Annotated in this window: 17 protein-coding genes; 10 read left to right on the plus strand and 7 right to left on the minus strand. The window is 70.2% G+C overall.

Features of this window, described 5'->3' with window-relative positions:
- Window positions 1-84 precede the first annotated feature (84 nt).
- Window positions 85-1,122, plus strand: coding sequence for an ArsO family NAD(P)H-dependent flavin-containing monooxygenase (locus tag ACZ6RT_RS37080; RefSeq protein WP_470158764.1), 1,038 nt, complete (start codon window positions 85-87; stop codon window positions 1,120-1,122).
- Here ACZ6RT_RS37080 and ACZ6RT_RS37085 read toward each other — a convergent pair.
- Window positions 1,107-2,609 (minus strand): AlbA family DNA-binding domain-containing protein, encoded by a 1,503-nt coding sequence (locus ACZ6RT_RS37085; RefSeq protein WP_470158766.1) that lies wholly within the window; start codon window positions 2,607-2,609, stop codon window positions 1,107-1,109. The two genes, ACZ6RT_RS37080 and ACZ6RT_RS37085, sit on opposite strands and share 16 nt — an antisense overlap.
- Window positions 2,610-2,830: 221 nt before the next feature.
- Here ACZ6RT_RS37085 and ACZ6RT_RS37090 point away from each other — a divergent pair, with 221 nt between their 5' ends.
- Window positions 2,831-3,388, plus strand: a complete 558-nt coding sequence (locus tag ACZ6RT_RS37090; RefSeq protein WP_470158768.1) for a M28 family metallopeptidase — start codon at window positions 2,831-2,833, stop codon at window positions 3,386-3,388.
- Window positions 3,389-3,460: 72 nt separating this feature from the next.
- Here ACZ6RT_RS37090 and ACZ6RT_RS37095 read toward each other — a convergent pair whose 3' ends face one another.
- The 5 genes from ACZ6RT_RS37095 to ACZ6RT_RS37115 all read right to left on the minus strand — a co-directional run bounded on the left by ACZ6RT_RS37095 (window position 3,461) and on the right by ACZ6RT_RS37115 (window position 6,716).
- Window positions 3,461-3,865: an arsenate reductase ArsC gene (locus ACZ6RT_RS37095; RefSeq protein WP_470158770.1), complete on the minus strand. Its 405-nt coding sequence runs from the start codon at window positions 3,863-3,865 to the stop codon at window positions 3,461-3,463.
- Window positions 3,858-4,919, minus strand: a complete 1,062-nt coding sequence (arsB, locus tag ACZ6RT_RS37100) for an ACR3 family arsenite efflux transporter (protein ID WP_470158772.1) — start codon at window positions 4,917-4,919, stop codon at window positions 3,858-3,860. Before arsB ends, ACZ6RT_RS37095 begins: the two co-directional genes overlap by 8 nt.
- An 82-nt stretch (window positions 4,920-5,001) precedes the next feature.
- Complete coding sequence (locus tag ACZ6RT_RS37105) at window positions 5,002-5,343, minus strand: ArsR/SmtB family transcription factor (protein ID WP_470158774.1); 342 nt, start codon at window positions 5,341-5,343, stop codon at window positions 5,002-5,004.
- An 81-nt stretch (window positions 5,344-5,424) separates the two neighbouring features.
- Window positions 5,425-6,075 carry an arsenate reductase ArsC gene (locus ACZ6RT_RS37110; RefSeq protein WP_470158776.1) on the minus strand — a complete coding sequence of 217 codons (651 nt, stop codon included), beginning with the start codon at window positions 6,073-6,075 and terminating at the stop codon, window positions 5,425-5,427.
- A gap of 269 nt (window positions 6,076-6,344) precedes the next feature.
- Window positions 6,345-6,716: a hypothetical protein gene (locus ACZ6RT_RS37115; protein ID WP_470158778.1), complete on the minus strand. Its 372-nt coding sequence runs from the start codon at window positions 6,714-6,716 to the stop codon at window positions 6,345-6,347.
- Window positions 6,717-6,772: 56 nt separating this feature from the next.
- On the opposite strand from ACZ6RT_RS37115, the gene ACZ6RT_RS37120 reads away from it, so the two are divergent.
- Complete coding sequence (locus ACZ6RT_RS37120; RefSeq protein ID WP_470158780.1) at window positions 6,773-7,111, plus strand: TSUP family transporter; 339 nt, start codon at window positions 6,773-6,775, stop codon at window positions 7,109-7,111.
- A 46-nt stretch (window positions 7,112-7,157) separates the two neighbouring features.
- A complete protein-coding gene (locus tag ACZ6RT_RS37125) occupies window positions 7,158-7,559 on the plus strand; it encodes a hypothetical protein (RefSeq protein WP_470158781.1) in 402 nt (133 codons plus the stop codon).
- Window positions 7,560-7,626: 67 nt separating this feature from the next.
- On the opposite strand, the gene ACZ6RT_RS37130 is transcribed toward ACZ6RT_RS37125, so the two are convergent.
- Window positions 7,627-8,067 (minus strand): hypothetical protein, encoded by a 441-nt coding sequence (locus ACZ6RT_RS37130; protein ID WP_470158783.1) that lies wholly within the window; start codon window positions 8,065-8,067, stop codon window positions 7,627-7,629.
- 96 nt (window positions 8,068-8,163) lie between these two features.
- On the opposite strand from ACZ6RT_RS37130, the gene ACZ6RT_RS37135 reads away from it, so the two are divergent.
- The 6 genes from ACZ6RT_RS37135 to ACZ6RT_RS37160 all read left to right on the plus strand — a co-directional run.
- Window positions 8,164-8,439: a heavy-metal-associated domain-containing protein gene (locus tag ACZ6RT_RS37135; protein ID WP_470158785.1), complete on the plus strand. Its 276-nt coding sequence runs from the start codon at window positions 8,164-8,166 to the stop codon at window positions 8,437-8,439.
- Between the two features lie 141 nt (window positions 8,440-8,580).
- Window positions 8,581-10,011 carry an MFS transporter gene (locus ACZ6RT_RS37140; protein WP_470158787.1) on the plus strand — a complete coding sequence of 477 codons (1,431 nt, stop codon included), beginning with the start codon at window positions 8,581-8,583 and terminating at the stop codon, window positions 10,009-10,011.
- 139 nt (window positions 10,012-10,150) lie between these two features.
- A complete protein-coding gene (locus tag ACZ6RT_RS37145; RefSeq protein WP_470158790.1) occupies window positions 10,151-10,432 on the plus strand; it encodes a metal-sensitive transcriptional regulator in 282 nt (93 codons plus the stop codon).
- A 34-nt stretch (window positions 10,433-10,466) separates the two neighbouring features.
- The gene (locus ACZ6RT_RS37150) at window positions 10,467-10,676 is read left to right on the plus strand and encodes a heavy-metal-associated domain-containing protein (protein ID WP_470158788.1); all 210 of its coding nucleotides are present in this window, start codon (window positions 10,467-10,469) and stop codon (window positions 10,674-10,676) included.
- Entirely contained in the window at window positions 10,673-11,671 is a 999-nt protein-coding gene (locus ACZ6RT_RS37155) for a hypothetical protein (RefSeq protein WP_470158789.1), read from the plus strand. Before ACZ6RT_RS37150 ends, ACZ6RT_RS37155 begins: the two co-directional genes overlap by 4 nt.
- A gap of 30 nt (window positions 11,672-11,701) precedes the next feature.
- Window positions 11,702-12,994 (plus strand): heavy metal translocating P-type ATPase (locus ACZ6RT_RS37160; protein WP_470158791.1); only part of this gene is annotated, 1,293 nt, incomplete at its 3' end.

Raw genomic sequence — 12,994 nt, forward strand, 5'->3', positions numbered from 1 at the left:
AGAGGCCCGGTGGGGAGGAGGGGGGGGTGAAGCCGAGGGGGGAGGGAATAGGGGAGAGAACAACGGTGGGGGGGGCCGTTGTGTGTGGGGGGGCGGGGGGGGCCGGCCGGCGGCGGCCAGGCAGGCCTGGCCGCTGGATACCACCTGCGCCGGGCAGGGGTGGACTTCGTCATCTTGGACGCCCAAGACGAGCCGGGCGGGGCATGGCGGCACATCTGGCCGTCTTTGCGGTTGTTCTCCCCTGCCCCCTACAGCTCGCTGCCGGGCCGGATGATGCCCGCTCCCGAAGGGGGCGGCTACCCGAGCGCGGCCGACACGGTGGCCTACCTGACCGACTACGAGCAGCGCTACGAATTGCCGATCATCCGGCCGGTCGCCGTGTCGGCCGTGCGCGACGGCGGTGAACGGCTGGCCGTCGAGACCGCCACCGGCACCTGGCATACTCGCATCGCACTCAGCGCGACCGGCACCTGGAGCAGGCCGTACGTGCCGCACTACCCCGGTATCGGTGACTTTCGCGGGCGGCAGCTGCACACAGCGGCCTACATCGGCCCCGCGCCCTTGCGCGGGCAGCGCGTGGTCATCGTGGGCGGCGGCAACTCCGCCGCGCAGATCCTCGCCGAAGTCTCCACCGTCGCCGACACCACCTGGGCCACGCTGCGCCCGCCGCGGCTGCTGCCCGACGACGTCGACGGCCGGGCCCTGTTCGGCCTGGCCACCCGGCGTGCCCGTTCCGCCGACGCGCCCGCCATCGGCGACCTGGGCGACATCGTGGCCGTTCCCGCCGTGCGAGAGGCCCGCGACCGAGGCGCGCTCAAAGCCGAGCCGATGTTCGCCCGCCTGACCCCGACCGGGGTGGCCTGGGCCGACGGCACCACCCTGGCCTGCGACACCATCATCTGGTGCACCGGCTTTCGGCCCGCACTTGGCCACCTGGCTCCACTGAAACTCCGCGGCCCCGGCGGGGTGATCCCCACCGACGGCACCCGCGCGTTCGGTGAGGCGCGAGTGCACCTGCTCGGTTATGGCGACTGGACCGGCCCGGCCTCGGCCACCCTGATCGGCGCCGCCCGCACAGCGCGCACCACCGTGGCCGAGGTGATGCGTCAGCTGGCGCTTTGATCCTCGCCGGCCACCGCAACGCCGGCCTCCTGGGCCCACGTGCTGATCTGATCCCAGTGGCCGCCCCAGGCACCGGGATTGAGAGTGCCGTCTCTGCGGATCTGCTGGTTCTCCGCCACTCCGTAGGTCTGAAACAGGTCATTGCACAACGCGGCGGTGGCGCGGGCCAGTAGTTGCCCGTCGTCGGCCAGGTCATCCAGCGACAGTGCCGACTCCCCGAAGGCCAACCGGATGAAGCGCGTGCCCAGCGGCCGATGGGCGTCGATGATGCGGGTCGTGGTGGTGAGGTCAACGCGGTAGCGGACGAGGTCGGGGTTGTCGAAGGGCCAGGCGCTCTCCAGCTCCGGCCTGGGCGACACGACCGGGTGCAGATGGGTGTCGGCCACCAGCATCACCCGTGCCATCGCCGATCCGGTCGCGGCGGCGCGGTCACGTGCGTGGCGAGCCAGGTAGCGCAGAGCGCTGGCCGTCCGGCTGACGATTTCGGCGTCCAGGACGCACACCGTGAGCTTGTCGCTGGCGGCCGGGGAAATGGCGGTCGGGTGGATAGTGAAGGTGGCACAGCCGTCGGTATAGAGCTGGGCACGCACGGCATGGACGGTGGTGGTGTCGGCCTCGGCGATCAAGCGACGGTGAGCCACGCTGACGCTGTCGAAGGTGGCGGTGCGGGCGCCCAGCATCACCACCTCGTTCATGGTGTGCTCGCGGAAATCACGCGCTTTCGCCTGGTCCAGCAGCAGGTCTCCCGGTAGATCCGGTACCACGGTGACCACCAGCAGCGGTCTGGGGTAGCCCTGGCGGGCGCTGGTCACCGCGGCGGCCAGGACCGCCTGATCCTCCACCTCGCGCAGGCGGTCGACCTGGTCGCCGGCGCCCATGAGGCGACGCCGGTAGGCAGCGGCGATCTCCGGCTCGCTCAGCCATACCTTGTCGGCTCCGTGCCGACGCGGCCAGCGCAGCGGGCTTTCGTTCTTCTGCGCCGGGTTGGACACCGCGTGCGGGGCTTGGGAACTGGGCGGAATCGAAATCAGCAGGAACCCTTGATCGGGAGTGGCGGGGTTGGGCACCTCACGCATGGCAAAGCGCGGCATGGGGTGCACGCGGGCGGCGACCGCGTTGCGGATACGCGACTGCAGCCGCTGAAAGCGCACGTCCATCACCTTGGAGGGGATATCGCCGACATCGGCCATCCCGACGATGATCAAGCCACCGATGTGGTTGGCGAAGGTGGCGACATCGACGGCGACGTCGTCGTTGCCCTTCTCCTTGCGCTCCTTGTCCCCGTCAGGAATGTCGACCTTGTAGTCCAGGTCCTCGGCCTCACGGGCGTCAAGATTGCCGACGAGAGCGGCGATCTGAGCGTAGGTGACCAGAGGCACGGGAGCGCCGAGCAGGGCCTCCAGGCGGCGAGGGCTGTGCAACATCAACAGCGGGTCTCCTTCAACCACGGTGACGATCAGATCTCTTCGGCCACCGTAGAGCACCACCTGACCCGATTGTCAGCAAATGCGTACTCACCGTGTTCGCCATCGACGTGGAGGCCCACTGTGCCCGTCGGCGACCCACGAGTCCTTTCGACGGAGTGCCGGCACCACCGCCGACAGATTGATTAGATTTCCATCTAACTTGACGTGCATCTAAACAATGTGGAATGGTGGTCTTACTTAAATATTCATCTAACTGGTGGGTGGGGTGCCGCGTCTCACCCGTGCAAGGCAGGCCGCGGGTGCTGCTGAGCGCGCACTTCGACGGGGTGGGCGATGACCCGGATCGTCGCCTGCCCGCCGCGGCCGACAACGCCTCCGGGGTGGCCGCGGTCTTGGAGGCCGCCCGCGTTCTGCGCGCCTCGTTGACGGCGCCGGTGGATCTGTCGGTGTCCTTCCTGGACGCCGAGGAGACCGGGGCGTGGGGGTCAGCACACCACGCCTCCCACGTGGCGGCGGGCACTGTGGTCATCAACCTGGACGGGGCCGCGCGGCTGCACCAGGCGGCTGCGGTCGAGGCGGGTGGGCCCGCGCATGGGCTGCTGGCCGCCATGGACGGGGCCGCGCGCCTGACCGGCGTGCCGTTGCGGGCCGGGGCGATGGCCTCCGACAACCGCCGTTACGCCACGGCGGGGCTGGCCGCGATCGGCATCGGGATGGGCATGCCCGGCTACCAGACCCCCGCCGAGACCCCCGATCGCGTCGAACCGGACACCGTGGTGGCCGCCGCGCGGTTGCTGGTGGCCACCGTGTGGCTGCTGGCCGGGTCGCCACAGACCTGAGGCAGATACCCGGCCGTGTCCCCGACCACCACCCCGCCCCGTCCGGCCCGTCCGCGCAGAGGAAGATGGTGGTTACTCGATGTCGAGCTCGGCGATCAGTTTCTCGATGCGGGTGCGGATCTCGTCGCGGATCGGGCGCACAGCCTCGATGCCCTGCCCGGCCGGATCGTCCAGTTTCCAGTCCTCGTAGCGCTTGCCGGGGAAGAAGGGGCAGGTGTCTCCGCAGCCCATGGTGATGACCACGTCGGAGTCCTGGACGGCCTCGGTGGTGAGGATCTTCGGTTTCTGGTCGGTGATGTCGATACCGACCTCGGCCATCGCGGCCACGGCGGCCGGATTGATGTTCTCGGCAGGCTCCGAGCCGGCCGAGCGGACCTCGACGCGACCGGCGGCCAGGTGGGTGAGCCAGCCGGCGGCCATCTGGGAGCGTCCGGCGTTGTGCACGCAGACGAACAACACGCTGGGCGTATCAGGCATGAACCGATCCCTCGGTGGTGGGGGTAGGGGTGAACAGGCGGCGAGCCCAGAGGCTGACGTAGACCAGGGCGACCAGGACGGGCACCTCGATGAGCGGGCCGACCACCCCGGCCAGGGCCTGGCCGGAGGTGACGCCGAACACGCCGATCGCGACCGCGATGGCCAGCTCGAAGTTGTTGCCCGCCGCGGTGAAGGCGAGCGTGGTGGTGCGCTCGTAGGACAGGCCGATCGCCCGGCCGGCCAGGAACGAGCCGCCCCACATGAGGGCGAAGTAGGCCAGCAGCGGCAGCGCGATGCGGGCCACGTCCCCGGGCCGGGAGGTGATGGTCTCCCCCTGCAGGGCGAACAGGACGACGATGGTGAACAGCAGCCCGTACAGGGCGACGGGCCCGATCCTGGGCAGGAAGCGCTCCTCGTACCAGTCGCGGCCGCGTGCGCGTTCGCCGAGCCTGCGCGACAGGTATCCGGCGACGAGGGGGACGCCGAGGAAGACGAGCACGTACCGGGCGATGTCCCAGGCCGAGACCCGCAGCGCGGTGCCCTCGCCCAGGCCCAGCAGGCCGGGCAGGACGTCGAGGTAGAACCAGCCGAGCAGGCCGAAGGCGATCACCTGGAAGATCGAGTTGATGGCGACCAGGACGGCGGCGGCCTCGCGGTCGCCGCAGGCCAGGTCGTTCCAGATGAGGACCATGGCGATGCAGCGGGCCAGCCCGACGATGATCAGGCCGGTGCGGTACTCGGGCAGGTCGGGCAGCAGCAGCCAGGCCAGCGCGAACATCAGCGCCGGGCCCAGCACCCAGTTGAGCACCAGTGAGGCGAACAGCAGGCGGCGGTCGCCGGTGACGGTGCCCAGGCGGTCGTAGCGGACCTTGGCCAGCACCGGGTACATCATCAAAAGCAGGCCCAGCGCGATCGGCAGGGAGATGTCGCCGACCCTGACCGCCTCCAGCGCGGAGTTCAGGCCGGGCACCAGCCGCCCGAGCAGCAGTCCGGCGGCCATGGCCAGGCCGATCCACACAGGCAGGAGGCGATCCAGGGTGGACAGCGCGCCCATCACGCCGCTCTGACTCGCGGCAGCCTGGGTTGGGGGTGGGTTTGAGGACATGGATCTTCCCTAACGATGCAGCGGTGCGAGCTCAGACGGTGGCGGGGGTGTTCAGCAGGGCCGACAGCTCCGTCAAGGTCTCGGGGACCAGGCGGTAGTAGACCCAGGAGGCGCGCCGCTCGGAGGTCAGGAGCCCGACCTCTTTGAGCACCTTGAGGTGATGGCTGATGGTGGGCTGGGACAGTTCGAAGGCGCCGGTGATGTCGCATACGCACACCTCGCCGCCCGAATGGCTGGCCACGATCGACAGGATCCGCAGCCGGACCGGATCTCCCAGGGCCTTGAACACCCGCGCGATCCCGGCGGCCTGCCCGGCGTCCAGGGGCTTGCGAACCAGCGGCGGGCTACACTCAAGGATCTGCAGCAACTCCATCAGACCTCCGGATATAGATGTTTATCGAAGTCATGCACTGTCTATATTGACAGGTATCTATGGATGCTCGGGGTGTGGGGGTTAGCTGACCGGCACGCCGAGCTCGCCAAGGAGGGTGCGCACCCGGCGCTCGATCTCGTCGCGGATCGGGCGCACCTGCTCGGCGCTCTTGCCCGCCGGGTCCTCCAGCTCCCAGTCCAGGTAGCGCTTGCCGGGAAAGATCGGGCAGGTGTCCCCGCAGCCCATGGTGATCACCACGTCGGCGGCCCGGAGGATCTCCTCGGTCCACGGCTTGGGGAACTCCTTGGAGATGTCGATGCCTGCCTCGGCCATCGTGGTGATCGCAGCCGGGTTGATCTCCGTGGCGAACTCCGAGCCGCCCGACCAGGCCACGGCGTGCTCGCCGGCCAGATGCTGGAAGAAACCGAGCGCCATCTGGGAGCGGCCGGCGTTGTGCACGCACAAGAACAGCACGATCGGCCGCCCGTCGCTTTTGCCCTCGACGCGGGCCAGGGCGTGCAGCCGCTGGCGGGCGAAGCGTTCGGCCAGCAGCGGCAGGAAGTTGGCCACCGCGGCGCGGGTGGCGAACTGGTCGTAGCTGGTGTGCAGGAACCGCTCGATCGTCTCGACCGAGAAGGTGCCGGCGAACTCCTCGCCCAGCCGTCGGGCCGCGGTGGCGAGCGCCAGCTGCTGGTCGATGGTCAGGTCGTCGCGCTTGTCGGTACTGGTCATCGCTGACTCCCGGGACATCCATACACAGCATCGATGAGTGCCTAATTCGACTCATGCCGATATTGGCATTCATCGATCCCAGTCGGGGTAAACGGCGCGTGAACAGCCGATGTGCGCCTTCGCCGCCCAAGGCCGCTCGGAGACAAAGCCCTGTCAGGGAGCATCAGGCCGAGACGCTGCCGGTGCGGGCCTTTCAGCGAGGAAATCGTCGGACCGCAGGAGGTCGCCAGAACGTGCAGTCCTGAATTCCAGTGATCACGGCGGTTTTCTCAGCCCCGCACGTCGCCCGCCGGGGGCGTTAGGAGATCGTAGAAGCCGACCCGCGTGCGGCGCGGGCGCCGGGCGGCAAGGAGCGTGCTGGGCATGAGTACGGACGAAGCCGCCCTCCCCTCCCGCACGGCGGGTTCGGCGCCGCTGGTCTTCACCGCCGGGGCGGCGGTGGGCCCGCTGGGCGAGATGATCGGCCTGGGCGGCGCCGAATTCCGGCTGCCGCTGTTGATCGGCCTGTTCGGCTTCGCCGCACTGTCGGCCGTCATCGTGAACAAGGCGATGAGCCTGATCGTGGTGCTGGTCGCCCTGCCCGCCCGCCTGGCCGCCGTCTCGCTGGCCGAGCTGGGCGCGCACTGGCCGGTGGCGGTCAACCTACTGAACCGGAAGCCTTGCCGGGGCGTGGGTCGGGGCATCGTGGGCGGTGCGGATGCGCACCGCCACCCTGTACAAGGTGCTGGCGGCCCTGATGGTGGGCATGGCCGTGGCCCTGGTGTTCACCCACACCACCGCCCTGGGCTCGATGGTGCTGCCCGCCCCGGTACAAGCGCTCACAGGGGTGGCGGCCGGGTTCGGCATCGGCGTGGTCGCCGCGATCATGGGTGTAGCCGGCGGTGAACTACTGATCCCGACGATCGTGCTGCTGTACGCCGTCGACATCAAGACCGCCGGCAGCCTGTCGCTGCTGGTGTCGCTGCCCACCATGCTGGTCGCCTTCACCCGCTACAGCTGCGACGGCAGCTTCGCCGTCCTGGGCTCCAACCTGTGACTTCCGCACCCGGGCGGAACTCGTCGAGGCCGCCCTGGCCGACGCGATGCGCGCCGGCGAGGAGGCGCTGTCGTCGGTCGATCTGACCGGGGACGCGCGCGAGGCCCTGGCGCGGCTGCTGGAGTCCAGCTGGTCCCTGGTGGCCGAGTCCGTGGCGCTGTCGATCGCCGCCCAGAAGGCCCTTCCCGCCGGGCGCCTTCGCGAACTGCACGCCGCCCCCGCCAGACGCGTCGAGGAGCTCATCGCCCGGGGCCAGAGCCAGGGCGCCTTCCGCACCGACCTGCCGCTTCCCTGGCTGGTCAACGTCCTGCACTACATCCTCAAGGGCGCCGCCGAGGAGAACAGGGCCGGACGCGTGGAGACCGGGGACGTCGCCCGCCTCGTCATCGCCACGGCGCTGTCGATCCTGGCTCTACCCCCATCGGGCTTTTCCTCCCCTCCGCGTTGACACGCCGCCCCGTGGCGCCCGTTTTCCCCCAAGGGGCCCAGGAGGCGCAGCACCTGTGGTCTGGCAATCATGACCGTCCACGCATCGCGTCGATGAGCATGTCGGGCAAGGCCTCCAGTGCCACCAGGCGGGTCGACAAAGCGTCCAGGGGGTCGCGGCGCCTGCGATAGCGCAGCACGGCGCCGGAGCGGACGGCCGCAATGTTGGTCAGGGGATCGACGGCAGTCACCGTCAGGTGCGGCGCGTCCGGCACGCCGAGCCGGACCGGCAGCACCCATACCGTCTCCAACGCTTCGGCGGATGCGATCACTATCGCAATCAGGGCCGCGGCACCGGCATCGTCGCCACCGGTTTCGTGGATCACCGGCGCCCCGACGGCAGCGCCAGCACTTGCGCCTGCGCCGGCGTTGAGCCGCCGGCGAACTACCCGCTCCTCGGCGAACAGGGAGGGCGGTGCGCACTTCACCGAGCTGACGCAATCGTGTGCACCTGGCGACAGGGATCGCATCGGCCGATGATTCCCTCTTGGCAAATTAACCCCCCGGGGGTATGTTGAAGCCCACGTCGACATACCCCACCCGGGTACACGTGAGAGGAGAATCCCATGTGCACGGCATGTGCGTGCGGTACCGCGGACAGCACGTCCCCGCAGGAGACCAGCGGCGACAGCGTCTACCAGGTCAGCGGAATGACCTGCGGGCACTGCGCCTCGTCGGTCTCCACCGAGATCGGCAAGGTCACCGGCGTGACCGGCGTCCGGGTCGACCTGGCCACCGGCACCATCACCGTCGGCGGGAGTGGCTTCTCCGGCGAGGAGATCCGCGCGGCCGTGGAACAGGCGGGCTACACACTGACCGAGCCCTCGCCGGCCGCCTCCTGAGGCGACCCGCCCGCACGAACGAACGGTGGGCGCGCACTGGCATGCACGCCCACCCACGGGGCCGGTCCGACTCGACATCACACCCAACCCCACGACGCATCCTGCCACCACGGCACCGGTGCGAGAAATCAGGAGTACGGCATGAACGCCGTCGATCCCCGCAGGTGGCGGGCACTCATCGTGCTCGCCGCCGCGCAGTTCATGGTCATCATGGACACCTCCATCATCGGCGTTGCGCTGCCCGACATGCAGCGCGACCTCGGCTTCTCCCCCGGCGGCCTGCAGTGGGTGTTCAACGCCTACGTCATCGCCTTCGGCGGCCTGCTGCTGCTCGGCGGCCGACTGTCGGACCTGTTCGGCGCCCGCAAGGTCTTCACCACCGGCTGGGTCGTCCTGATCGCCGGTTCCGTCGTCGCCGCGCTGGCCGGTGACGCCTGGACCGAGATCCTCGGACGCGCCGTCCAGGGCATCGGCGGCGCGCTCATCGCACCCGCCTCCATGACCCTGCTCATGATGCTCTTCGGCCACGACCCGCGTGAGCTCGGCAGGGCCATGGCCCTGTACGGCGCCGCGGCACCGGCGGGCGGCACCGCCGGGGTCTTCCTGGGCGGCGTCGTCACCGAATACCTCAGCTGGCCCTGGGTGTTCATCGTCTACGTCCCTATCGGCCTGGCCACCCTCGCCGCCGTCCCGGCGCTGCTGCCTGCCGTCTCGGGCAGGCGCGGCTCCGTCGACGCGCTGGGCGCGATCGCGGTGACCGCCGGTGTCGCCCTGGCGGTCTACGCCGTCGTCAGGGCCCCCGAGCAGGGCTGGGGCTCGGCCGCCACGCTGGCGGGGCTCGGCGGGGCGGTTGCGCTGCTGGCGCTGTTCCTGGTGGTCCAGCGCACGGTCCGCGAACCCCTGATGCCGCTCGGTGTGTGGAGGACACCCGGCCTGGCCACCGCCAACCTCGCGATGGCCCTGCTCGGGGCGGCCTGGATCCCGATGTGGTACTTCCTCAACCTCTACCTGCAGCAGGTGCTCGGCTACGGCGCCTTCCCCAGCGGGGCGGCCCTGCTGCCGATGACCGTCGCCATCATGATCTTCATGATCGGCGTCACCGCGAGGCTGATGGGCAGGTTCGGCGCCAAGCCGCTGATCGTCACCGGCCTGCTCGTCCTGGCCCTGGGTCTGGCCGGCCTGTCGCTCGCCAGGCCCGGCGGGACGTTCGCCGTCGACGTGCTGCCCGCCTCGCTGATCGCCGCGGTCGGCATGTCCCTGGCCTACATCCCCGCGATGATGTCGGCCATGTCCGGTGTGCGTCCCGAGGAGAGCGGCCTGGCCTCGGGGATCGTCAACACCACCTACCAGGTCGGCTCCGCGCTCGGCCTGGCCGTGATGACCGCGGTCGCCACCTCCCGGGGAGCCGCCGAGACGGGCGACCCGCTCGCGCTCACCGATGGTTTCCAAGCCGCCTTCATCGGGGCCGGGGTCGTGGCCGTCGCCGGTGCCGTACTGACCCTGCTGCTCATGCGAGTGCCCAGGCAGGCGGCGCAGCCCCAGGCGCAGGAGTCCCGATCGGTCGGGGTGTAACGCGATCCGCCGGGCGCGCCGTGGGCGCGCCCGGCGGATCACCACGGCCGATCGCACCTAAAAGCCCCAAGATCTTCTAAATTTCTGAAATACCGTAGGGGGGTATATTGTTATGGAGGTGATGACGAAGGGCGGGGACATGCACGGCTACACCCACAACAAGCAGGACCATCTACGGCGGCTGCGCCGGATCGAGGGACAGGCACGGGGCCTGCAGCGGATGGTCGAGGAGGACACGTACTGCATCGACATCCTCACCCAGGTGTCGGCGGCCAACCGGGCCCTGCAGTCCTTCGCGCTGTCGCTGCTGGAGGAGCACCTGGCGCACTGCGTGGCCGAGGCCACCGCCAAGGGCGGCGCCGAGGCCGAGGCGAAGGTCAAGGAGGCCACCGACGCCATCGCCCGCCTCGTCCGTTCCTGATCGAAAAACCCAACGAGCACAAGGAGTGATCGTCATGACCACCACCACCTACACCGTCAAGGGCATGACCTGCGGCCACTGCGTCTCCTCCGTCAAAGAAGAGGTCGCAGAGGTTCCCGGCGTCACCGGCGTCGGGGTGGACCTGGCCGGCGGCCTGGTGACCGTACGGAGCGAAGGCCCGATCGACGCGGCGCGCATCACGGCCGCGGTCCAGGAGGCGGGATATGAAGTGGTGACCTCATGAACACACCGGCCAGACTGGGCGTCTACGCCCTCGGACTCGCCGTGATCTTCGGTGGGGCGCTGGGGGCCGGCAACGCGGTGGGCTCGACCGGGCCCGCCCCCGTGGCGGACGCCCACCCGGCCCACGCGACCCCGTCCGGGAGCCAGGCGGGCAATGACCACGGCGCCCACACCGGCCCGACCTCCAGCCCGGCGGCAGCCGCCCCACCTGTTCCGGGAGGTCTTCAGGTCTCCCAGGACGGTTACACCCTGCTCCCGGAGACCACCGTGGTCGAGCCGGGCAAGGCGAGGGACTTCCGGTTCCGCGTGATCGGCCCCGACGGGAGGCCGGTCACCGCCTACCGTACGGAGCATGGCAAGAAGCTGCACTTCATCGTGGTCTCCCGCGACCTGGACGACTTCCGGCACCTGCACCCCGAGCTGAGCGGTGACGGTGTGTGGTCGGTGAGGCTGGATCTTCCCGGGGCCGGCGCCTACCGGGCGTTCGCCGACTTCGTCCCCGAGGGGGGCCGGGCGATGACCCTGGGCACCGACCTGCAGGCCCCCGGCGATCACACCCCCGGGGCGCCGCCCGCGGTGAGCCGTACGTCCACGGTCGACGGCTACACCGTCACCCTGGAGGGGACCCTGACCCCCGGAGCCTCCAGCAGGCTCACCCTGAAGGTCACCAGGGACGGCCGTCCCGTCACCGACCTGCAGCCCTACCTGGGCGCCTACGGGCACCTGGTCGCCCTGCGCGCCGGGGACCTGGCCTACCTGCACGTCCACCCCGACGGGGAACCCGGCGACGGCAGGACCGCCCCGGGTCCGGAGATCACCTTCCACGCCGAGGTGCCCAGCCGCGGCGACTACCGTCTGTTCCTGGACTTCCAGCACGAGGGAACCGTACGCACCGCCGACTTCACCCTCAGCGCCGGACAGACCATCACCCCCGCAACGCCCCCCACCACAACCCCCACTCCCACCACCAGCTCACATGGCGATCACGACCACTGAGAGCAGACATGACGCACGAAAGGGGAGATGATGGCTTCCGTCACCGATGACAAGCCGCCGACTACCAGCGGCTCGGTCGAACTCTCGATCGGCGGCATGACCTGCGCGTCCTGCGCCAACCGGATCGAGCGCAGGCTCAACAAGCTCGACGGCGTCAGCGCGACCGTCAACTACGCCACCGAGAAGGCCAAGGTCACCTTCCCCGAGGACGTCGCCCCCGCGGACCTCGTCGCCGAGGTGGAGAAGGCCGGCTACACCGCCGTACTCCCCGCCGAGCCGAAGGACGACGCCGCGCGGGACGAGGCGGCGGGCGGGCCGGACGACGCCCTCGGGGCGCTGCGCCGGCGGCTGATCGCCTCCGTGGTGCTCGCGGTGCCGGTGATCGCGATGGCGATGATCCCGGCGCTGCAGTTCACCAACTGGCAGTGGCTCTCGCTGACCCTGGCCGCACCCGTGGTGGTCTACGCCGGCGCGCCCTTCCACCGGGCCGCCTGGACGAACCTGCGTCACGGCGCCGCGACCATGGACACCCTGGTCTCGCTCGGCACGATCGCCGCGCTCGGCTGGTCGCTGTGGGCGCTGTTCCTCGGCACCGCGGGCACCCCCGGCATGACCCACCCGTTCGCGTTCACCATCGAGCGCTCCGACGGCTCGGGCAACATCTACCTGGAGGCCGCCGCCGGGGTGACCGCATTCATCCTGGCCGGACGCTACTTCGAAGCCCGCTCCAAGCGCCGCGCGGGTGCCGCCCTGCGGGCGCTGATGGAGCTGGGGGCCAAGGACGTCGCCGTCCTGCGCGACGGCGTCGAGACCCGCATTCCCGCCGACCGGCTCAAGGCCGGTGACCGGTTCGTGGTCCGGCCCGGTGAGAAGATCGCCACCGACGGCGTGATCGAAGAGGGCACCTCCGCCGTCGACGCCTCCATGCTCACCGGCGAATCGGTCCCGGTGGAGGTGCGCCCCGGCGATGCGGTGACCGGCGCGACCGTCAACGCCGGGGGCCGCCTGCTCGTCCGCGCCACCCGCGTCGGGTCCGACACCCAGCTGGCCCGGATGGCCAGGCTGGTCGAGGACGCCCAGAACGGCAAGGCCCAGGTCCAGCGGCTCGCCGACCGCATCTCCGGCGTCTTCGTGCCGGTCGTGATCGCGCTGGCCGTCGGCACGCTCGGCTACTGGCTGGGCACCGGCGGCGGGGCCGGGGCGGCCTTCACCGCCGCGGTGGCCGTGTTGATCATCGCCTGCCCGTGCGCCCTGGGCCTGGCCACGCCGACCGCCCTGATGGTCGGCACCGGGCGCGGCGCCCAGCTCGGCATCCTGATCAAG

The sequence above is a fragment of the Streptosporangium sp. NPDC050148 genome (genome assembly GCF_055586505.1).

Coding starts and splice junctions, on each gene's coding strand:
- ACZ6RT_RS37150 (WP_470158788.1), top strand. CDS start 10,467: ATGACCACCACCACCTACACCGTCAAGGGCATGACCTGCGGCCACTGC.
- ACZ6RT_RS37130 (WP_470158783.1), bottom strand. CDS start 8,067: ATGCGATCCCTGTCGCCAGGTGCACACGATTGCGTCAGCTCGGTGAAG.
- ACZ6RT_RS37095 (WP_470158770.1), bottom strand. CDS start 3,865: ATGCCTGATACGCCCAGCGTGTTGTTCGTCTGCGTGCACAACGCCGGA.
- ACZ6RT_RS37105 (WP_470158774.1), bottom strand. CDS start 5,343: ATGGAGTTGCTGCAGATCCTTGAGTGTAGCCCGCCGCTGGTTCGCAAG.
- ACZ6RT_RS37145 (WP_470158790.1), top strand. CDS start 10,151: ATGCACGGCTACACCCACAACAAGCAGGACCATCTACGGCGGCTGCGC.
- ACZ6RT_RS37155 (WP_470158789.1), top strand. CDS start 10,673: ATGAACACACCGGCCAGACTGGGCGTCTACGCCCTCGGACTCGCCGTG.
- ACZ6RT_RS37140 (WP_470158787.1), top strand. CDS start 8,581: ATGAACGCCGTCGATCCCCGCAGGTGGCGGGCACTCATCGTGCTCGCC.
- ACZ6RT_RS37135 (WP_470158785.1), top strand. CDS start 8,164: ATGTGCACGGCATGTGCGTGCGGTACCGCGGACAGCACGTCCCCGCAG.
- ACZ6RT_RS37110 (WP_470158776.1), bottom strand. CDS start 6,075: ATGACCAGTACCGACAAGCGCGACGACCTGACCATCGACCAGCAGCTG.
- ACZ6RT_RS37120 (WP_470158780.1), top strand. CDS start 6,773: ATGCGCACCGCCACCCTGTACAAGGTGCTGGCGGCCCTGATGGTGGGC.
- arsB (WP_470158772.1), bottom strand. CDS start 4,919: ATGGGCGCGCTGTCCACCCTGGATCGCCTCCTGCCTGTGTGGATCGGC.
- ACZ6RT_RS37125 (WP_470158781.1), top strand. CDS start 7,158: ATGCGCGCCGGCGAGGAGGCGCTGTCGTCGGTCGATCTGACCGGGGAC.